Source organism: Shewanella sp. SR43-4 (assembly GCF_014163845.1).
GTDB lineage: Bacteria > Pseudomonadota > Gammaproteobacteria > Enterobacterales > Shewanellaceae > Shewanella > Shewanella vesiculosa.
Genome location: NZ_JACJEB010000009.1, coordinates 144,062 through 164,322 on the forward strand (window position 1 = coordinate 144,062; position 20,261 = coordinate 164,322).

At 40.5% G+C, this 20,261-nt stretch carries 15 protein-coding genes; 5 read left to right on the top strand and 10 right to left on the bottom strand.

Going from position 1 to position 20,261, the window contains the following annotated elements; all coding sequences use genetic code 11:
- Window positions 1-165 precede the first annotated feature (165 nt).
- Entirely contained in the window at window positions 166-1,314 is a 1,149-nt protein-coding gene (gene yiaY, locus H5123_RS12250; protein WP_182698123.1) for an L-threonine dehydrogenase, read from the top strand.
- A 291-nt stretch (window positions 1,315-1,605) separates the two neighbouring features.
- Complete coding sequence (locus H5123_RS12255) at window positions 1,606-1,971, top strand: cytoplasmic protein (RefSeq protein ID WP_124017942.1); 366 nt, start codon at window positions 1,606-1,608, stop codon at window positions 1,969-1,971.
- 114 nt (window positions 1,972-2,085) lie between these two features.
- Here H5123_RS12255 and H5123_RS12260 read toward each other — a convergent pair whose 3' ends face one another.
- The 5 genes from H5123_RS12260 to H5123_RS12280 form a co-directional block, all read right to left on the bottom strand.
- Window positions 2,086-2,454 carry an acyl-CoA thioesterase gene (locus tag H5123_RS12260; RefSeq protein WP_124017941.1) on the bottom strand — a complete coding sequence of 123 codons (369 nt, stop codon included), beginning with the start codon at window positions 2,452-2,454 and terminating at the stop codon, window positions 2,086-2,088.
- Between the two features lie 236 nt (window positions 2,455-2,690).
- Window positions 2,691-3,701: a low-specificity L-threonine aldolase gene (gene ltaE, locus H5123_RS12265; protein ID WP_182698124.1), complete on the bottom strand. Its 1,011-nt coding sequence runs from the start codon at window positions 3,699-3,701 to the stop codon at window positions 2,691-2,693.
- A 30-nt stretch (window positions 3,702-3,731) separates the two neighbouring features.
- Window positions 3,732-4,325 (bottom strand): thiol peroxidase, encoded by a 594-nt coding sequence (gene tpx, locus H5123_RS12270; RefSeq protein WP_182698125.1) that lies wholly within the window; start codon window positions 4,323-4,325, stop codon window positions 3,732-3,734.
- Between the two features lie 66 nt (window positions 4,326-4,391).
- Complete coding sequence (locus H5123_RS12275) at window positions 4,392-5,225, bottom strand: mechanosensitive ion channel family protein (protein WP_124017938.1); 834 nt, start codon at window positions 5,223-5,225, stop codon at window positions 4,392-4,394.
- A gap of 25 nt (window positions 5,226-5,250) precedes the next feature.
- Window positions 5,251-5,895 (bottom strand): OmpA family protein, encoded by a 645-nt coding sequence (locus H5123_RS12280; protein ID WP_182698126.1) that lies wholly within the window; start codon window positions 5,893-5,895, stop codon window positions 5,251-5,253.
- A 534-nt stretch (window positions 5,896-6,429) separates the two neighbouring features.
- On the opposite strand from H5123_RS12280, the gene H5123_RS12285 reads away from it, so the two are divergent.
- Entirely contained in the window at window positions 6,430-7,938 is a 1,509-nt protein-coding gene (locus H5123_RS12285; RefSeq protein WP_124017936.1) for a peptide MFS transporter, read from the top strand.
- Window positions 7,939-8,110: 172 nt separating this feature from the next.
- On the opposite strand, the gene H5123_RS12290 is transcribed toward H5123_RS12285, so the two are convergent.
- Together H5123_RS12290 and H5123_RS12295 are read right to left on the bottom strand one after the other, a co-directional pair.
- Window positions 8,111-9,232, bottom strand: coding sequence for a response regulator (locus tag H5123_RS12290; RefSeq protein ID WP_124017935.1), 1,122 nt, complete (start codon window positions 9,230-9,232; stop codon window positions 8,111-8,113).
- 47 nt (window positions 9,233-9,279) lie between these two features.
- Window positions 9,280-10,008, bottom strand: coding sequence for a VacJ family lipoprotein (locus H5123_RS12295; RefSeq protein WP_404948310.1), 729 nt, complete (start codon window positions 10,006-10,008; stop codon window positions 9,280-9,282).
- Window positions 10,009-10,398: 390 nt separating this feature from the next.
- Between H5123_RS12295 and H5123_RS12300 the strand changes: the two genes are divergently transcribed.
- Both H5123_RS12300 and H5123_RS12305 read left to right on the top strand, forming a co-directional pair.
- A complete protein-coding gene (locus H5123_RS12300) occupies window positions 10,399-12,561 on the top strand; it encodes a hypothetical protein (RefSeq protein WP_182698128.1) in 2,163 nt (720 codons plus the stop codon).
- 11 nt (window positions 12,562-12,572) lie between these two features.
- Window positions 12,573-12,884, top strand: coding sequence for an EscU/YscU/HrcU family type III secretion system export apparatus switch protein (locus tag H5123_RS12305; protein WP_182698129.1), 312 nt, complete (start codon window positions 12,573-12,575; stop codon window positions 12,882-12,884).
- A 98-nt stretch (window positions 12,885-12,982) separates the two neighbouring features.
- Here the strand turns inward: H5123_RS12305 and H5123_RS12310 are convergent, their stop codons facing one another.
- From H5123_RS12310 to H5123_RS12320, 3 genes are all read right to left on the bottom strand, one after another.
- Window positions 12,983-13,936, bottom strand: a complete 954-nt coding sequence (locus H5123_RS12310) for a diguanylate cyclase (protein ID WP_182698130.1) — start codon at window positions 13,934-13,936, stop codon at window positions 12,983-12,985.
- 3 nt (window positions 13,937-13,939) lie between these two features.
- Window positions 13,940-18,862, bottom strand: coding sequence for a PAS domain S-box protein (locus tag H5123_RS12315; protein WP_182698131.1), 4,923 nt, complete (start codon window positions 18,860-18,862; stop codon window positions 13,940-13,942).
- A gap of 286 nt (window positions 18,863-19,148) precedes the next feature.
- A complete protein-coding gene (locus H5123_RS12320; protein WP_182698132.1) occupies window positions 19,149-20,216 on the bottom strand; it encodes an L-dopachrome tautomerase-related protein in 1,068 nt (355 codons plus the stop codon).
- Window positions 20,217-20,261: the final 45 nt, after the last annotated feature.

The following is a 20,261-nucleotide window of genomic DNA, read 5'->3' on the forward strand; positions in this document are numbered from 1 at the left end:
ATATTCATCTAAAATTTTCTGCAACTCTTGATATAAACAGTAAGAAAAATCAGATCAATAATTGTTTTTAATCGCCGTTAATCAGATTCAGATCACATAATATTGTTGGTGTTATTGCTACGTTTACCACAGAGAATATTCAATCTTATATAAAGGACAATCAATATGGCGACTAAATTTTTTATTCCAAGCGTCAACATTCTGGGTCAAGGTAGCGTAGATGAAGCCATTAGAGACATCAACGCATTTGGATTTACCAAAGCACTAATTGTTACCGACAAACCACTAGTGAGTATTGGTTTAGTGGCTAAGGTGACTAAAAAGCTCAATGCTAATGGGATTGAAGTGGTTATTTTTGATGGTGTTCAACCCAACCCTACTACAGGTAATGTTGCCGCTGGCCTTGAGCTATTAACAAGTCATAAGTGTGATTTTATTATTTCATTAGGCGGTGGTTCGCCTCATGATTGCGCTAAAGGCATAGCGCTTGTTGCTACTAATGGCGGCAACATTAAAGATTATGAAGGTGTAGATGTCTCAATTAAGGCACAAATGCCATTAGTGGCCATTAATACCACTGCCGGCACGGCAAGCGAAATGACCCGTTTTTGTATTATTACCGATGAAGCAAGGCACATTAAAATGGCCATTGTCGATAAAAATACCACCCCAATACTTTCTGTAAATGATCCAGAACTGATGCTTGAAAAGCCAGCATCACTGACAGCAGCCACAGGTATGGATGCATTAACGCATGCCATTGAAGCCTATGTTTCTATTGCTGCCAATCCGATCACAGATGCATGTGCAATAAAAGCCATTGAGCTTATTCAAGCTAACTTAATCAATGCTGTAAAACACGGCGATGACATCCAAGCTCGTGAAAATATGGCTTATGCCCAATTTCTCGCGGGTATGGCATTTAATAATGCCAGCCTAGGTTATGTGCATGCGATGGCACATCAACTGGGTGGTTTTTATGATTTACCACACGGCGTATGTAACGCATTGCTTCTGCCGCATGTTCAAACATATAACGCTCAAGTCGTACCCGCACGCTTAGCTGACGTAGCCAAAGCAATGGGCATCGACATCACAGCAATGACAGACGATCAAGGCGCTAAAGCAGCAATCGATGCCATTAAGCAACTGTCTACAGCAGTAAACATCCCTGCAAATTTAACTGAATTAGGTGTTAAAGCTGAAGACATTCCTACCCTAGCAGATAATGCCCTTAAGGATGCTTGTGGTTTTACAAATCCAAAACAGGCTACACACGCAGAAATTTGCCAAATTTTCACTAACGCGCTATAAAATTCAATAACAGAACATAAACCGATATAAAGGGATGAGTATGTCAACTTTAGCTAACTTATCTCTGAGGTCGAATTAAGGTTAATTCGTTTAGTTAAGCAGCCCCAAGCCCGTATTTATTTACGGGCTTTTTTAGCTGGTGTTTAATGTAAAAAACCAACAATGACAACAGCTTATTTTTAATTTAGTAAAAAGTGATGCTTAGATCTAAGTTCTTGAAATAAGGATTGACCAATACAAAAAATAAGGTCTATGATGAAAACACTTAGATAGCGAATAGGTAGGTAAACAATGACAGCGATTACTCATATATATAATTACACCGTTCGATGCCCGCACTATAAAGAAAACGAACAAACGGCAACATGGCTCAACCATATCGAAGTAAACCAATCTTGTGAAATTGCTCTAGACCGTATCACTAAATGGCACAACCTCTCAGGCACCAAATCATTTGAACTAGACGATTTTGTGGTTCGAAAAGCCGATAATGAAGAAGCCTATTTTGCCATGCAAAGTAGCCGCCTTAAGCATGATGGCCATGCCCTTGTCACATTTAAAATCTATTTAGACAACTGCTGCCAAGATGCTTCTCCAAATCAAATAATGGAGCATTTAATCAATGATTATCAACAGCGTATCGCTAAAGTCGAGTAATACATCAAGTCTATTTACCATCAATATTAAGGAGCTATCATAGCTCCTTATTTTTTGCTGTTTATCTTCAGCTCAATCAACATAAACGCAACCCTACTGTGAGTAATAGAACAACTAAGCCGCATTGGCTCGCATACCGTGTGGAATAGGTAAACCATTTTCATTTACGTTAACAAATACCATTTTATCAATAAAGGCAATCGGTGCATGATTCACTTTATTGCGTATTTTACAACGCACAGTTACTGAACTTTGACCTAAACTCACTAACTCAAAACCAAACTCAATGATGTCACCAGTTTGTGCTGGCGCCATAAAACTAATTTCCGAGATAACTTTAGCGATGTGGAATTGACTGCGCATTTGGCAACTGGCAAAAATAGTCGCTTCCTCGTTGACCCAACTTAACAATTGACCACAGCATAAGCTTTTAGTGCTATTGAGATGGACAGGCATGATGATATGACGTGAGAAATATTTCATAGTGACCTCATTATCTAACCGATTAATATTGCGTCGTTAGGCGCATACACTTAAACAATTAGCAATGATTAAGCCAAGTATATTATTATATAAAAATCATATAGATAAAATATAACCTTAATAAATATATGATTAAAATGCCCAAAATAAATGCAACCACGCACCAAAAAAGGTAAAGGCCACACTGAGTGTGGCCTTTACCTGATAATGAACCGCAGATGATTAACGACTAATGATTAACGAATAATTTGCTTTACCGTGTTCACAAAAACACTAATGTCATTCGCGCTGATGTCTTTATGAGTCACTAGGCGTAACTGCCTGTTCGGGCTAATGATAATACCTTTGTTAGCCAGTTTTAGCGCAAGGGCTTTAGGATCGATATGTTCAGCCAATGTAGCAAAGACAATATTGGTCTGCACTGCGCTCACATCAACAGTAAATTCATCCATGTCTGCCAACAATAAAGCTAAAGTACTCGCGTTGTGATGATCATCCGCTAAACGGTCAACCTGCTCAGTTAACGCTAGCTTAGCCGCTGCCGCAATAATACCTGCTTGTCGCATTCCGCCACCGAGCATTTTACGCCAGCGTGTCGCTTTACTGATTAAGCGCTCATCACCCAACAGAATCGAGCCTATCGGTGCACACAAGCCTTTTGATAAACAAATCGATACAGAGTCAAAGTATTGAGTAATATCGGCAATACCAATGCCTTGTGCAACCGCAGCATTGGCCACACGGGCACCATCTAAATGAACTTTCAGACCGCGATTAAACGCCAAGCTTTGTGCTTTGGCTAAATAGTCTTGGCTTAATATCTTACCGCCAATGGTGTTTTCTAAACTCAATAATCGAGTTTGAGCAAAATGAACATCATCAGGCTTAATTGCGGCTTCAATATCTTGCAATAAAATGCTGCCATCGGCTTGATTATTCAGCGGCTGAGGTTGAATACTGCCTAATACTGCAGCTCCTCCACCTTCAAACTTATAGTTATGAGCTTGTTGACCGCAAAGATACTCATCGCCACGTTCACAATGGGACATTAAAGCTAATAAATTAGCTTGGGTACCAGAACTCACAAACAAGGCACCATCAAAACCAAACATCTCGGCTGCCATGTCTTGTAAACTATTCACGGTCGGATCATCACCATAAACATCGTCACCAACTTCAGCATTCGACATGGCTAAGCGCATTGCTTGTGTCGGTTTAGTCACTGTATCACTTCGAAAATCAATCATACTGCGTCTCTATCCTCATTCACTCAGCCATTACTTAGCGAGTGACGATATTTCTGTTAATGCCGCTAAAGCTGCATCATAGTTTGGGTGCTCGCTGACTTCAGTTACTAGCTCTTGGTACTTTAAAATACCCTGAGGATCAATAATAAAAATAGAACGAGCCAATAAACCATGGTCTTTAATTAACAAACCATATTTATCACCAAAGTCACGCCATACTGAATCTGATAACACTTTAATTTTATCTACATTTTCAGTTCGGCAAAAACGCTTTTGGGCAAATGGTAAGTCTTCACTAATGGTTAGCATGACAACATCAGCATCATATTGAGAAAACTCTTTGTTAAACCGCTTGGTCTGCAACGCACATACGCCAGTGTCTAAGCTTGGTACAGCACTAATCAGTACTGTTTTGCCTTTAAAATCACTTAAGCTTACTGGGTTAAACTTATCATCAACCACTGTAAATGATGGTGCAGTCTTATTTAAGCTCGGCATCTTACCCTCTAATGCAACCGGGTTACCGCCCATGGTAATCATGGTTTTTTCGCCAGCAAAACTGTGAGCGCTTATAACAGATGAGGATAATAGTGTGATCGCCGCAAAGGTTGAAAATAGCTTCATGGAAAAACTCCTTGTATAAAAAAACCAGCAAATGCTGGTTTTTAAAATATTAAATTGCCTGCAATTTTATTTTGCTGGAACTTCTTTGACATGTAAATCCATTTGTGGAAATGGAATTTCAATTTCAGCTGCATCTAGTGCATTCTTGATTTGCTCAAGCAATTCAAAACGTACAGGCCAATAGTCTGATGTTTTAACCCATGGACGAACCACAAAGTTAATTGAACTGTCAGCGAGTTCTGCTAGGCCGATGGTATAAGCTGGATCTTTTAATACCAGTGGATTGTTATCAAGAATATCTGCTAATACTTTCTTAGTTTTAGCGATATCAGCAGTATACGAAACACCGATAATTAAATCGATACGACGCTTTTCTAATGCCGAGTAATTGGTAATCGTGCCGTTCATAATCGAAGAGTTAGGCGCGATGATAACTTTGTTATCACCGGTACGTAAACGGGTAGAGAAAATCGTTATCTCATCAACTACGCCAGCAACACCAGCCGCTTCAATAAAGTCACCAACACGACATGGGCGGAAAAGCACCATTAATACGCCTGATGCAAAGTTTGAAAGAGAACCTTGTAATGCTAAACCAACCGCTAAACCCGCAGCACCGATAACTGCAACGAGTGAAGCGGTTTGCACGCCAACCTGACCAAGTGTAGCGACAATTGTAAATACAAAGACCAACATCCACGCTAAGTTTGCCACAAACGAAACAACTGTTGCATCCACTTTGCGGCTTGTCAGTAATTTGGTTGTTATGCGTTTTGCTACACCGGAAAAATACTTACCGATGACAAAAATAACAATAGCAGCTAGCGCTTTAAGACCATAAGTCATCAAAAACTCAGGTGCCTGCTCCACTAAAGCATCTAAACCTTCTATGTTTTCCATTCCCTTCTCCCTTTAAATAGCAGTATTATTCTGCCGATATAATAAACTCTACACGTCGATTACGCTGCCGCCCTTCTACAGTGGCGTTATCAGCGACCGGATTTTTGTTACTCATTCCAACAATCCCAATCGACGTTGGCTGAAATTGGTATTCATTAACCAGCAAATTTTTAATCGTGGCAGCACGTTTAAGTGATAGCGCCTGGTTGACAGCATCACTACCAATACTATCGGTATGCCCTTCTAAACGGATGACAACCTCAGGGTGCTGCTCAATATATTGTTGCACTCTCACTAAGGTTGGTCGTTGAGTTAACAATACCTTTGATTTATCGAAATCAAAATATACTGGTTGAAGAATAGACCCAAAACAATCAACAGCCACAGAGAGATCTCGCTGTTGACGACATTGTTCAGCGATAAGAGCAGCATTATTAGTAACTGTTGCGCCTAGCTCCGCATCAAAAGCGCTATCATCTTCGGCATCTTCATCGACAATCAACAACTCAGTATCAATACAGCCATTTGCCATAACAACACTATTAGCAGGAGTGTCATTACATGCATCTTTTTTGTCTGGTACCCCGTCAAAATCAGTATCAACCCAAGCATGGGCTGTGAAGATAAAACACCCCATTAAGATCAATGTCAACGTACGAATGATAGCCATAAATACCCCTTCGACATGACATCGAAATATGTTAATGAGACGTATTTTACCTGTTTATAAGTTAAATTAAAAGACAACACTTTATAATCAATACCTTGCTAGATAGGCTTCACGCTAATGTCACTTAAGCATGATAAGGATATCGGCGCCAGCTTAGAAAACCTTATCAGCCTAGGTGCTATTATCGCGCAAGCTTAAAAACAATCCCTTAACATTCAAGCACGTTAACAGTCTACTTGGACACAATTGATAACAAGCTTAACCTCTCTGTTCCCCGCATTAACATTGACTTTGTCGCCTCTTAAAGGGTATATAAGGTTAGCTTTTTGATGTTTGGTCAGCTTTTAGCATCAAAATGACATTATTTATTATAAAAAATAGACAATAAAGTTGCTCAGTATTGCTTTATCACATTCAAATACCCGTTATTTCAGGTGTTCGTGGAAAAGTCAGTCATAGACAACTCTTGCAAACAATTATTTCTGTGACGATATTTTTCTCACAGGCAATCACAAGCTTAAGGTGGAAGACTTAATGAGTGACGCAAAACCTCAAGGTACATTGTTTGGGCACCCTAAGGGGTTGTTCTTACTTTTTACAACAGAACTATGGGAACGTTTTAGTTATTACGCCATGCGTGCAATTTTAGTACTTTATCTCGTCGATAAAGTGCAAAGCGATCAAGCAGGTGGCGGTTTAGGCTGGACCCAAGCAGACGCACTATCACTATATGGTACTTTTACTGGTTTAGTTTACTTGACACCATTAATTGGTGGCTGGTTAGCTGATAACGTATTAGGTCAACGTAAAGCCATTTATATTGGTGGCTTCTTAATGGCAGCAGGTCAATTTACACTTGCAGCACCGCATAGCTGGATGCCAGGCCTAGAAACCACTGTGTTTTATATTGGTTTAGGAACGCTAATTTTAGGTAACGGTCTATTTAAACCCAATATCTCTACCATGGTAGGTGATTTATATCCTGCTGGTGATCACCGTCGTGACGGTGCATTTACGATATTTTACATGGGGATCAACCTAGGTGCGGCCTTATCAGGCTTTATTGTTGCCTGGGCTTACACTTCATTTGGTCATGACGTTGTTATCGATGGTAAAGACGTGTTCATCAACAACTGGCAAGCAGGTTTCTTCTGCGCTGGTGTTGGTATGATTTTATCCTTAATTATTCAATTTTTCTTTGCTCAAAAATTACTTGGCGATATCGGTACTGAACCGGCTGCAAGAGTAGAACAAAGAAAAAATGAAGCCAAAGGTGAAATCAGAAGTGAGCCACTGACCAAGATTGAACGTGACCGCATTAAAGTGATTATGGTAATGGGTTTATTTACCATCATCTTCTGGGCGGGATTCGAGCAAGCTGGCGGCTTAATGAACTTGTTCACCAACAATTTCACCGACCGTATGATTGGCTCATGGGAAGTGCCTACCACTTATTTCCAATCACTCAATGCTATTTTCATTGTTGTTTTTGCTCCCGTGATTGCCTCAATTTGGATTCGTCTTGGTAAAAGTGAACCCAACTCACCAATTAAGTTTGCTATAGGCTTATTCTTATTGGCGATTGGTTTCCTATTTATGATGGGCGCTGTATTCGAAATGGGTGGCGACGCTTCGGTTAAATCAAGCATGTGGTGGTTAGTTGGAGCTTACTTCTTCCACACCATGGGTGAATTATGTTTATCACCTATTGGTTTATCAATGGTAACCAAACTGGCTCCACTGCGCATCGCTTCGTTAATGATGGGTGCATGGTTCCTATTTATCGCTGCAGCCAATAAAATTGGTGGCCTAGTTGGTTCATTGATTGGTCATGGCGGTGAAGTAGAAGAGCAGCTAGCAAACGCGATGGCTATTTTTGCTGGTATCGGTATTACTGCGGTTATTTCAGGGATTATTTTGTACTTCATGTCAAACAAATTGGTTGACTGGATGCACGGTGCTGAAAGTAAAAATGACACTGAAGAAGAAGTGTTAGAAGAAGAGATTGCAGTCACAGCTGAACACGAAGGTATTCAACGTTAATTCGTGTTGACGTAATTGTTACTCTTAATAACATCCCCTCCAAGTTTTCTTGTGAGGGGATTTTTTTATAAATCGCTTCGCTATGCTGTTTGCTTTTATAGCCTCTAGCCGCGAAGCGTCCTAGCAGCGCAGCGCTCTAGATTTCTAGTGTCTAGATAGCCTCTAACAATGATCAGCGACACGCTAACTGCATAAAGCCACCCGCTTTAATATCTGACTGATACACTAAGCCTGTAAATCGATTATCAAGCAATTGTTGTTTATGCTCATAGAAATGTGTACCAATACAAATTTGTTCATCTCTTAGTAAAGTTCTAACTTGCATACTGGGCTTATCCCACATCGCGCTACCAAGCGGCGCTGATTCAGGCAAAGCTAAGGGCGTGAGTATATTGCCATTGCGTAAATAACACCGCAGGCCCTTACCTGATTGGCCTATTGATAACAAATACTGGCTCAAATCGATACACACATAAATAATATCGGTATGAATATGTAATCCTGACTTAACCATACGTTCATTAAGATACGTCAGCATATTCTTGGGTTCAATTAAGGTATTACTTAGGCCATTTCTAAACAGCTTAAGTTTTTGATTAATAAAACTGCGGAGTAATACACAGCCAAAAGCAGCACTATTGTCCTCTGGCGAAAAGTGGGCCATATACATAACTAAATGATGATCGCCCACCATAGTAGAGTCAATAAAATAGGCACTTATATCATTATTTTTAAACAGGCTATAATTGATATCCGCTTTAGGATAATAGATATGTGAAGCCGGAAATAATTGCTGCTGAACACTTTTGGCTGCTTGAGCATTTTGCTCAAGCAGCGATAAATTATCAGTGAGTTCTTGATATGAAAGCTCATTCATTTCTTGTAAATGAAATTGCCCAGACACGTTCATAGGCGTCGCAGCTGACATCATAGCTTGAATGATAGCTTGTTCAATAATAAGTAAATCTGCAATCGGCTTAGTCAGATAATCACTGGCACCGATGCGCAATGCCTCTACAACATCTGACATCACATCGTTACCAGAAATAACAATAGCAGGTATAGCAGGATTAATATCTTGCATTTGCTTAAGCATAGATAAGCCATCAAGGCCTGGCATGCTTAAATCTGCAATAACAATGTCAAAAATAGAATCAGAAAAAAGGGCTATACCTTCATAGCCATTACAAGCTTGAGTAACCCGAGCACCTTGTCCTTGCAAAAAACTAGCAACGACATGGCGAAATATCGGGTCATCTTCAACAAAGAGGATCTCGACATCAGTTAGCGCCATACAACAACCTCACAGACATTCACTGTCGAGGTGCCTGTATGCCTCGACTATTCTAGCTCATCTAAATACTCATCAAGTAACTCATCGTCTGCTTGACTTGATGGCACATCACCATCAAACACTTTGTAATCCATATGCTGTAAATAGGCATCTTTTACAAAAGCATATGGATCGAGAGCATTGTCTAATAATCGTTCTTGATCAATGGCCTTAGAACGAGCATCTAAGCCTTTTAAGCCCCATTTTAATACTGATTGCCAAAAAGTTAACTCCGATAAGGGAAAGTATAGACCATCCACCCAATCAGAGGCTAATTCTCTTGTCACAATTGGACCATAAAATGGCGCCATAAAGTAAGGACCATTGGGCGTACCGTAATAACCTAAAACTTCGTTAAAGTCGTCCTGTTTACGGTGCATCCCCATCATGTCGGCTACATCTACCAAGCCCAATAAACCAATGGTGGTGTTAACGGTAAAACGCCCACCAGCATTAGCAGCCCATTTCCACTTTCCTTGCAGAGTATTATTGACTAGGGAGCTGGGCTCTTCTAAGTTATAAACAAAATTATTAACCCCAGTTCTTAGCGGATTAGGCACATAATCTTTATAGCCATGAGCGACTGGGCGAATAATATATCTGTCTAAAAACAGATAATTAAAATCCCACATAGTGCGGTTAACCTCCTCAAATGGATCAAGAGGATCATTATATTTAATTTCAACCGCAGGTACTGGCGCAGCGACAACTTGAGGTGCTTCGGCTTGGGCATACATAGGTATGCTAATCACAAGCACCTGAAGTAATATCCATTTATACTTCATATAATTCTCTTTAAAATGACAAAAGGTCCTGCTCAATAAACTGCTAACTCTGTCTTTTTATTAAAGCAATTTTTGTTCAAGTCGATATAATTTAGCAAGCTAGTATTAGGCTAATATTTTACAATATTCAATAACTAGGCCTTGCTTGTACGTGTTTGTTAGCCGCAATCGATCAGCAAATGGCCATAAAACCATAATGAGTTGCCCAATAAAGGTAACAGAGGGCTAAGGATACTGCGCCTTTTTACAATATCAATCAAAAAATTGTAAATGAAGCTGATATTGTTCACTAACAGATTGATTGATTTCGATAGATAAACATGATTGTTTGATAGGATTTCTATGGCTGTGCCAACAACGCTGACTCCAAAAGCGGTCAATAACGTCACATTTAAACCTGCTGATGCAAGTCAGTCATCGGTGGCAGAACGCAAGCCAACTCAAAGTAATAGTGATGCTGTACCCACAAAAACATCAAATGATAAATCGGTTTCATCTTCGTCGACTTCAGCACCTTCAAAATCAGATTTATCTTCGGTATTACTGCCTGTAAAAGTGTCGCAACCACCAACAAGTGCACAACTCGATGTCACCATTGAAAATCAGCAGTATCAACTGAGTAAGACAGCTGAACTGCAAAAATTATTACAACAAACTGCACAAGTGGTCATCGCGAGCGACCAAGCCAAACTTGTAACTCGTGCCGTAGCCAGCGTTAATCAACCACAAGTTCAAGCCGAACTCATCAATAATTCCGTTGCACCAGTAACCCTTGTTCCTGGGTCTACAGTTTCAGCGCCCCCATTACCAACACAAACAGTCTCCACCCAGCTAATACTGTTGGCGCAAGCCATTCAGCTGGCACTACCGCAAGCCCTTGAAGCACTGGCAAAACAAAATGGCGTATCAACACAACAGTTGGCAACATTGGCGACAAGGCCTCAGGGCTATCCTCTGCCTACAGCAGTAATAGACCAAGGACAACTGACGTTTGCCAGTGGCACAAGCATTACATTAGCGCCAAATTCCGCGTTAAGTTCAGGGCAATATTTAGCCAAAGTCGTGCTACAAAATCAGCAACTACAACTTGCACTAACGCCTGTAATAGCAGAACTCAGCGTTAATTTAACCAAACTGACCGCGCCTCAAATTACCGAGCCACTGCAAACGGCCAACATCATCATAACCAAAAATGAACCAGGGCAAATTCTTAGCCAGTTTCTAAAAAAACTCGAATCGACTTCGTTACCGACTAATATCACTGCGGCGAAAACAGATTCTAGTCAACCCAATGCCGCTCCTACAAAAACTGAAGGTAGTCAGCTCAATATCACTCCTGCAAAAACTGAAGCTAATCAACCTAATATCAATCCGGCAAAAACAGATGCTAGTCAACCCAATGTCGCTCCTGCAAAAACTGACGCTAATCAACTAAACATCAATGCCAGTTCTAGCAACCTTAGCCTAAAAGCAGCTCAAGATAGCAATACAGTAAAAACGACGGCAGCGCTAACACAGCAACCCCTGTCGTCACAGACAAACCAACAAGCTCAGCTAAGCAACACAACGGAACAAAGTATACTTAAAGCAAACCCTACGACGGTTAGTGCCAATCACGAGGCCACCAATAAGTTAACCAGCGACCCAGCTCCAATAGAAGTGCTGAATAAAGCCTTATCAAAAGCAGGGGCAATGCCGATAAAGCAGCAGCTAACACAACAAGTGGCTAATAATCTCGCCAGTGAACTGTTTAAACATTTACCCCAAATCAGTCCACACCCATTAAGTGCATTAAGCGACCCTGCCTTACTGAGCAGCGAGCTATACAGTTTAGCAGCACTTAACCTAGCGAACCCTCAGATAAGTCACTCAGGCGCTTCACAGCCCTCAGCGCTGTTTTCAGGCAGTGCAATTACCACCCTATTCCAGCTATTACTCGGGGTCAAAACAAAATCCACCGGGGCTGCGATCAGCGACAAACTTCAAGCCCATCTGGCACAATTACAACAACGAACCTTAAGTAAACTCAGCGCCAATTCAGGTTTATTAGCAGCGCTGGATAAATTAGGCGGTGCAGACTCTTTAGCACAATTAGCCAGCAGTATTGCGCTGTACCAACACGCAAGTACTGATCCTAATCAAGCCATGACATGGTACTTTGCTTTGCCCTATTCTATTAATCAACGTGATGAGCAATTTGAGGGCAAATTCGAACAAGAAAATGATCAAGATAAAGACAAAAAAGCAGGCTGGAGGTTACAACTCAAATTTAACTTAGCACAAGGTTCATTATTAATTTGTGCAAATAAACAAGGCGATGTGCTGGATATTCAATTCAAAGGCAACAACCAAATGCTGCTCACAAAAGTAGAGCGCTTTAACCAAGCACTATCAGATAAAATCACTCAAATAGGCTTTACCCCAGGTAAGCTGACGACACAGCTAGCCCCAATTCCGGCGACCTTATTGCCAGGCGATCACTATTTAGTTAAAACAAGGGCATAACAGAGGGCACAATGACACAAGAACCGAAAAAAATACAACAGGCCGTTGCACTCAGTTTTGATGGTAAAAGCGCACCCAAAATTACCGCTACGGGTAAGGATTTAGTTGCCGAAGAGATAATTTTGATTGCTAAAGAAGCAGGGATCCATATCCACCAGGACCCACATTTGAGTGAATTCTTACAACTTCTGGAACTAGGCGACGAAGTGCCTAAAGAACTGTACCTATTAATTGCAGAGTTAATCGCATTTGTTTATATGCTAGATGGAAAATTTCCTGAGCAATGGAATAATCTGCATCAAAAAATTGTCGCTCAAGTATAAAGTATTTTCTCGCTACTAAGCCGCAATACTGCTCAGTACTAAGCCACACGCTGTCACCTCTAACAGCTTATATTTAACCGCTTAGTATCTAAAAAGTCCTACTCATTCAGAGTCGCTTGTATTTGGCTACCTAATACTCTGTTTCTGCCACGGTCCTTGGCTATATACAATTGTTTATCAGCTTCTTCAATCAGGGTTGTACTCGACATATCATACTCAGGCACCACACTTGAAACGCCAGCGCTAATGGTCACAAAAGCAGATATGGATGAGTTTATATGGGGGATTTTCAAAGACACAATACTGTCGACAATTTGCTGAGCCACATAAGTCCCGCCAATTAAATCGGTATTAGGTAAAATACAGATAAACTCTTCACCACCAAAACGTGCCACGAGATCATAAGGGCGATTTACTGTGTCGTGTATCTTCTGCGCGACTAAACGTAAACACACATCTCCCTCGGTATGACCATAGGTATCATTAAAGTGCTTAAAGAAATCGATATCCAATAAAATAACGGTTAATGGCTGTTTTTCACGCGCACATTGCGACCAGCTTACCGGTAAAACTTGCTCAAACTGACGTCGATTGGCCACCCCAGTTAATCCATCGATTAACGCTATAGTGCGCAATAAATCGGTGTTTAATTTCAAGCTAATCTGATTTTTAATTCGTGCTTTGGTAATAACGGGGTTAATGGGTTTATGAATAAAATCAACCGCCCCTAACTGAAAGCCCCTAACTTCTTTATCTTCATCAAAATGACCAGAGACAAAAATAACCGCCACCTCTTGTGTGTCGGGATCATTTTTTAAATGCGCACACACATCGAAGCCATTTAATATTGGCATTTCAATATCTAACAACACAAGGTCCGGGTTGACTTTTTTACACATCTCAATGGCTTGATTACCATCACGAGCCATATAAATGTCGTAATCATCTTGTAAGAGTTGATGCAATATCTTGATATTGACAACCTGATCATCAACTAACAGTATTTTACCTCTAACTGGCTCTGCGCCAGAAATATACTTATCTATGAACAAGTATCACTCCTTCAATATCGATTTTAATGTATCGACTGCATCCAAAAACTCAAGTTGACTGACTTGAGTTTTCAACCTTAACCACTGTTCATTAGGCACACCACTGCTAAGCAGCTGCTCAAGATAGTCTATGGCATCTAGATTTTGCTCTACTAACAACGCCATCAAACGATCTATCTTATCCAAATTTACGATTGCTGTGGGGAAAAAGCCCACTTTATCAACAATAGCAACGGTTGATTCTGCGCTTTCATCAGGAAAATACGAATCCAGCATACGAATACTATCGTCTATATGATCTTGCATTTCTGTTAAACAAGTTTCTGAATCAATGACTACTTTTTTATTGAAGTCGCTATTTGAATCAGCAGTCGCATTGTTTATATTTTTTTCTAGCGTGGCAGCAAAAGCAGCCAGTCGCTTAGCGCCCATATTACTCGCTGTACCTTTGATTGTATGGGCAATACGACAAATAATCTCGCTATCTTGCTGAGCAAATGCTTGAGTCAGTAACAATGATTGTTGTTTCATTTCAGTGGCAAAATGATGTTTCACATCAATAAAAAATGCCAGTTCACCACCAAAACGACGTAAAATAGACTCAGGGTTTTCTATAATCAAATCATCATCGCTATCGTTAACCACGTCAAGCAAGCTCGCATCAAGATTATTTGCAGTTAAACGATATTGAGTAACATCGGCTTTATTTATCAACTTAAGCATACAAGGTATTAAAAGCGTCATGTCAATTGGCTTACCAATATGATCGTCCATTCCCGCAGCCAGGCACAATGTTTTATCTGCCGCAGATGCGTTAGCCGTCATGGCTAAAATCGATAACTCATTAAACCGACCATCTGCACGAATAAGGCGCGTGGCTTCAAGTCCATCCATAACAGGCATCTGCATGTCCATAATCACAATATCAAATTGATTATTTGACTGAGTCACCCACTCTACTCCCTCTGTACCGTTTTTGGCCAATGTAACTTCAGCACCTTGAAGTCGCAATAACTCATCAATCACTTGACGATTAAGTGCATTATCTTCAACCACTAATACCTTAATGCCGTTTAAGGCCAAACTGCTAATCTTTCTCGTTTGAGGCGCGTTATCTTCGCCATTCATCGCTTGGTAAACAGCCTCAAGCATTAAATTGGCGGTGACAGGTTTGGTCAGCATACTGACAAAAGGCTGTTGGCTATAATGCTTAGTTTGTTCCATCACCTCTGCACCATAGGCGGTTAACATAATAATGGCTGGCGCAGTTGCTGGGGAAAACATAGCTTGGATACGATTGGCAGTTTCTAAGCCGTTACCTCCTGGCATATACCAATCCATAATAATCACATCGTAATGGTTATTGGCAGAGATGCTTTTTTCAATAAGCTTAATCGCCTCATGGCTATTGTGCGCTTCATTAACATCAGCGCCGTGGGCGGTTAAGTTTTTTTCTACAAGCTTACGGCTCATCTTACTGTCATCAACAACCAGAATATGCTTACCCTGTAAATCGATAACAATATCACTATTTTCTAATTCAATGATATTAAAGCTTAAATCAAACCAAAAACGACTGCCCTCACCAAGATGACTGGTTAATGATAATTCTCCGCCCATTAAATTAACTAGACGTTTAGTAATCGCTAATCCTAATCCTGTACCACCAAATCGTCTTGACGTTGATGACTCCGCTTGCACAAAACCTTGGAAAATCTTAGTTTCTTGCTCTTTACTAATACCAATACCGGTATCAGTAACAGAGATGGTTAAGTTGACTTGATTTACGTCAATAGTATTGCAACGCACACCGACAATGACATGACCTTCAGCCGTAAATTTAATCGCATTACCCGCCAGATTTAACAGCACTTGGCGTAAACGAAGCTCATCGCCCTCAATAAGATAGGGAATACTTGGGTCTAAATCAAAAATCACTTCAACATTTTGGTTATGCAGGTTGGTGGCTAGCATAACCGCTAATTCACGCATGACGGTTTCAAGTTCAAATGAGTGCAAATCAAGATCTAACTTACCGGCATCAATTTTTGAAAAATCTAAAATATCATTTAACAATCCCAATAAAGATTTGGCAGCAATCTCAGCCTTGCTAACATAATCAGCCTGTTGGCGAGTCATCTCAGAATGCTGAATAAGTTGAAGCATACCTAACACTGCATTCATTGGGGTACGTATTTCATGACTCATATTGGCTAAGAAAGCAGACTTAGCCGCATTAGCCGCATCTGCTGACGCCTTGGCTAAACGTAACGTTTGCTCTAATTCGCGTTGCTCGGTAATGTCACGATTAATCCCAACAATGCGCACTGCTGCGCCTGATTTGTCGAAACTAATTTGTCCTCCGGCTTGAATATAGCGTACCTGATCCGAGCTGGTAATAATTCTAAACAAGGGAGCATAAGGGATGTTAAAAGTAATCGAATCTTGTAGGGCCTTTTCAGCCATTTCAATGTCATCAGGATGAAGTCTGTTACGCCAATGCTGATAATTTACTCCTTGGCCTCTGATGTCTAATGAATAATCATAAATACTAAACATACGATCATTCCACTGTAGCTCGTTGGTTTTTATGTCAAAGTTCCAGATCCCTAACTCTGCCACTTCAGCCGCTTTGGATAACTGATAGCTAGCAGATAACAACTCTTCTTGTTGCTTCAGCATAGTGTCAATATTAACTGCAACGCCTAAATAACCAATGATCTCCCCACGATTATCACGCATAGCCGATACCGACAATGAGACTTGGCATTCAGAGCCATCTTTACGAATATAGGTCCAGGTACGCGTTTCAGGCCCTTTGACTCTAGGCTTGTAAGTAAACACATCAAAAGCACTGATGTCTTCACCAAACTCTTCCGTTAATTCGACACTGCGCTGACTAACTTCAGCAGCAAGATGCAGTATTGCAGGGCTTTGCTTACCAACAACCTCTTCAGCCTGATACCCTAACAATAATTCTGCACCACGATTAAACATGCTAATAATACCGTCATTATCCGTTGAAATAATGGCAATTTCTGATGCAGCAGCAAGCACATTTGTGAGTAAAGAACTAAGGGCATCTTTTTCTAATTGAGTATTTTTACGTTCAGTTATATCAATTCTCAACGCAACACAGCGCTCAAGCTCACCGTTATTATCCATTATTGGCGCAATAACAGTATCAAACCATTTGGTATTACCTTGGCTATCATGATTACAAACTTCATCATGCCAAGTCTGACCTGCATGGATGGTTTGCCACATTTTTTTCCAAAATGCATCGTCATGTTGATTCGATTTTACAATTGAATGTTTGTGACCGATCATCTGCTCTCGAGTCAAACCAGATATCGAACAAAAGTAATCATTTACCGCTAAAATAGTGCCATTTTTATCGGTTTCAGAATAAAGCAACTGCTGATTAATGTTATCCAGTAGGGTTTTATTTTCTGACAGAGCCTGTTGTAACGCGTGAGTTCGCTCAGTTACTTTTCGTTCAAGGCTGGCATTAATGCTTAAAATTTGCTTTTCAGCATGCTGTTGTATCGTGATGTCTCTAATGGTCTGACTGACACCAATAATTTTGCCGAACTCATTGTAAATAGCCAAAGAGGTCATCGATGTAGACAATAGCTGATTATCTTTGCGTTTATGTTGGCTGGTAAAATTTAACAATGATTTGCCGTTCAATACCTGATTAAATTTTTCAATTTCAGCGGCATAATCATCACTAGGAACAATAAATGAGGTTTTTTTAAGGCCTACGACTTCCTGCTTTTCATAACCAAAAATGGTTACCGCGCCCTCATTCCAACTGGTGATAATACCATCACAATCTAAACTAATAATCGCATCTAGCGAATGTTCTAAAATATTAGCTCGTCTTTCATTGTCTTCCAAAATAAGACGTTTACGAGCTAACGCATAGCTGTAAAAGCCAATAAGCCCCCCAAACAATAAACTGACAATCGCACCATAAGTAAAAATAATCTTAGGCGAGGTTAAATGTAACCCACTGATAAATTCTGGATAAGCCACTAAAGATATTTGCCATTTACGGCCAAATATCTCGCGATCTTCGACAACAGAAAAAGGCGATAACGGACTCGCATCATCAATATGGGTTTCATAAAACATGACATTCTTTTGATTATCAGTCACATCATTAATCAATATCTTGGTCGTTTTGCGAGATAAATTAATTTGGTCAAACACTTCATTGGCCACTAATGGCGCATAACTCCAACCATAAGCATTCTGCTCCCTTAACTCGGCAGTTACTGGTGTAAAACCTGTGCGGTAAATTGGCATCAAAATAAGAAAGGCTTGTAACGGATGGCCTGTAGCTTGTACTAAGGTTATCGGCCCAGTTAAGCGTACTTCACCGGTTAAATACGCTTGCTGGGCGGCATTCTTGCGGTTTGACTCAGAGGCAATATCTAAACCGATCGCCGCAAAATTGCGTTCAACGGGTTCGATATAATCAATCAAATAACGTTCTTCATTATGAGGGGTTAACTGACGAACACTGTAATCGGGCCAGCCATCAAGTTTCGCTCTGGCGACAAACAATGCCTCATCAGCTGCGGGCACACGTCGGATATAACCAAAGCCTCGCGCCCCGGGGAATTCAGTTTCAATATCGCGGGTTAAGCTGTATTTTCTAAAAATTTCACGAGAAACTTTGTCTTCGCCTGAAGTCGCAACAGCGCCTCGAGCACCTCGCAAACCATATTGATACAATACAATACGATCAATAATCGTATTAGCAACTTGCTCTGACAATTCATCAAGTGCTTTAGTAATGATAGTACTGTTTTGATTCTTAACGCTAACAGAAGTCACAAAACTAATGGCTAAACCGAAAGCAAATATCCCAACACCCAATTTAAGCGCATTTTTATAACTAGATAGTCTGACCATTTTATTATTAGTTAAGAGTCACAGAGCTTAACTTTGGACGATAAACGAGATTTTTACAACTAGACATTGAAATATATCGTGTTTTGAAATTTGATTACTAATCTAGACCGCTACGCGAATAGTGCGCTGCGCTTCTAGGGCGGACTACGTCCTGCTAGGGACAGCTGCGCTGTTAAGATGTTATAGAACCGAGTCAGCTAGAATCTAGTCATCTAGGCTTTGCTTTTATAGCATCTAGCAGCGTAGCACTCTAGTCATCTAGGTTCCAATTCCAAGTTATCAAGCTTTAACGCCCAACTGTCGTATCAGTTAACGCATCAAATTGAATGATATAGTAGCGACCATCACTTTTATCTTGCTGGTTATTCACCGCTGGAGACTGATGTAATTTATTCACAGTGACTAACAACTTACCATCGGCCGTAGTTGAAAAGCCATCAGACCAACTGAACTTATCATCATCTTGATGCAAGATATGATATTGACGCTCGGTGTCGATATACCCCACGGCATTGTTACTGATGTCGGTGACATAAATATTGCCGCCATTATCAATGGTGATCCCGTCGCTAATAGGCTTGTTGGCATAGAACTCAACTTTACTGCGCAACATATTAGGCCACAATTTGGCATCAAGCAGATATTGAGTGTGTACCCGATATAACTTTTCACCACTTAAGGCACCAAAGTAAACCCACTCATTAGCTGGATCTATAGTTAATGCATCAACTCCAATGCGGATCGGTTGACCGCCAATAGACAAGGTGTTGCCATTAATCACAGTATCAACATCTTCTGGGCGGGTATAAATACTGCCATCGAGCACTCGTTTTGCTGAGCCTGTCGTTAAGTTAACCACGATTAATCCTGCATTACTGCCACCAGCGGGATCTGTGATGTATACCGCTTCATGCTTTCTATCTACCGCAAGATCATTTAAAAATGAGTTTTCAGGCAATACAGGAGCCTTTAAAGTAATCATTTTGTATAAGCTGTTTTGTTGAATATCCCAACCAATAAGTCGGCCAACCCCTTCAGCAGACGCCGTTTCGAGCATCCATAAAATCCCCTGTTCATCAACGACTACACCCAAAACAGGATTAAGATGCTGATTAAACTCAGTATCAGGATAATCGACTATCGAACCGTCTTTGTTAAGCTCCACTATTCTCGAATCTACACCGTAAAAGTGATGATTACTCATAAACACCCGGCCATTAGCTGATACTGCAATATTGCCGGGTGGATGTTGCTTATCTAACTCACGAAAAACTGAAAATTCGCCTGCGCGAGTAGTTGATGTAATAACACTAAGCAGTGCCAACAATGACACAACAAAGACTTGCCTTAACATAATTAGGATTCCTTAAAGGGCAGATTGATACCGTCATCATGTAAC

Excerpts from the sequence above, each read along its gene's own strand:
- yiaY (WP_182698123.1), top strand. The coding sequence starts at position 166 with ATGGCGACTAAATTTTTTATTCCAAGCGTCAACATTCTGGGTCAAGGT.
- H5123_RS12255 (WP_124017942.1), top strand. The coding sequence starts at position 1,606 with ATGACAGCGATTACTCATATATATAATTACACCGTTCGATGCCCGCAC.
- H5123_RS12260 (WP_124017941.1), bottom strand. The coding sequence starts at position 2,454 with ATGAAATATTTCTCACGTCATATCATCATGCCTGTCCATCTCAATAGC.
- ltaE (WP_182698124.1), bottom strand. The coding sequence starts at position 3,701 with ATGATTGATTTTCGAAGTGATACAGTGACTAAACCGACACAAGCAATG.
- tpx (WP_182698125.1), bottom strand. The coding sequence starts at position 4,325 with ATGAAGCTATTTTCAACCTTTGCGGCGATCACACTATTATCCTCATCT.
- H5123_RS12275 (WP_124017938.1), bottom strand. The coding sequence starts at position 5,225 with ATGGAAAACATAGAAGGTTTAGATGCTTTAGTGGAGCAGGCACCTGAG.
- H5123_RS12280 (WP_182698126.1), bottom strand. The coding sequence starts at position 5,895 with ATGGCTATCATTCGTACGTTGACATTGATCTTAATGGGGTGTTTTATC.
- H5123_RS12285 (WP_124017936.1), top strand. The coding sequence starts at position 6,430 with ATGAGTGACGCAAAACCTCAAGGTACATTGTTTGGGCACCCTAAGGGG.
- H5123_RS12290 (WP_124017935.1), bottom strand. The coding sequence starts at position 9,232 with ATGGCGCTAACTGATGTCGAGATCCTCTTTGTTGAAGATGACCCGATA.
- H5123_RS12295 (WP_404948310.1), bottom strand. The coding sequence starts at position 10,008 with ATGTATGCCCAAGCCGAAGCACCTCAAGTTGTCGCTGCGCCAGTACCT.
- H5123_RS12300 (WP_182698128.1), top strand. The coding sequence starts at position 10,399 with ATGGCTGTGCCAACAACGCTGACTCCAAAAGCGGTCAATAACGTCACA.
- H5123_RS12305 (WP_182698129.1), top strand. The coding sequence starts at position 12,573 with ATGACACAAGAACCGAAAAAAATACAACAGGCCGTTGCACTCAGTTTT.
- H5123_RS12315 (WP_182698131.1), bottom strand. The coding sequence starts at position 18,862 with ATGGTCAGACTATCTAGTTATAAAAATGCGCTTAAATTGGGTGTTGGG.
- H5123_RS12320 (WP_182698132.1), bottom strand. The coding sequence starts at position 20,216 with ATGTTAAGGCAAGTCTTTGTTGTGTCATTGTTGGCACTGCTTAGTGTT.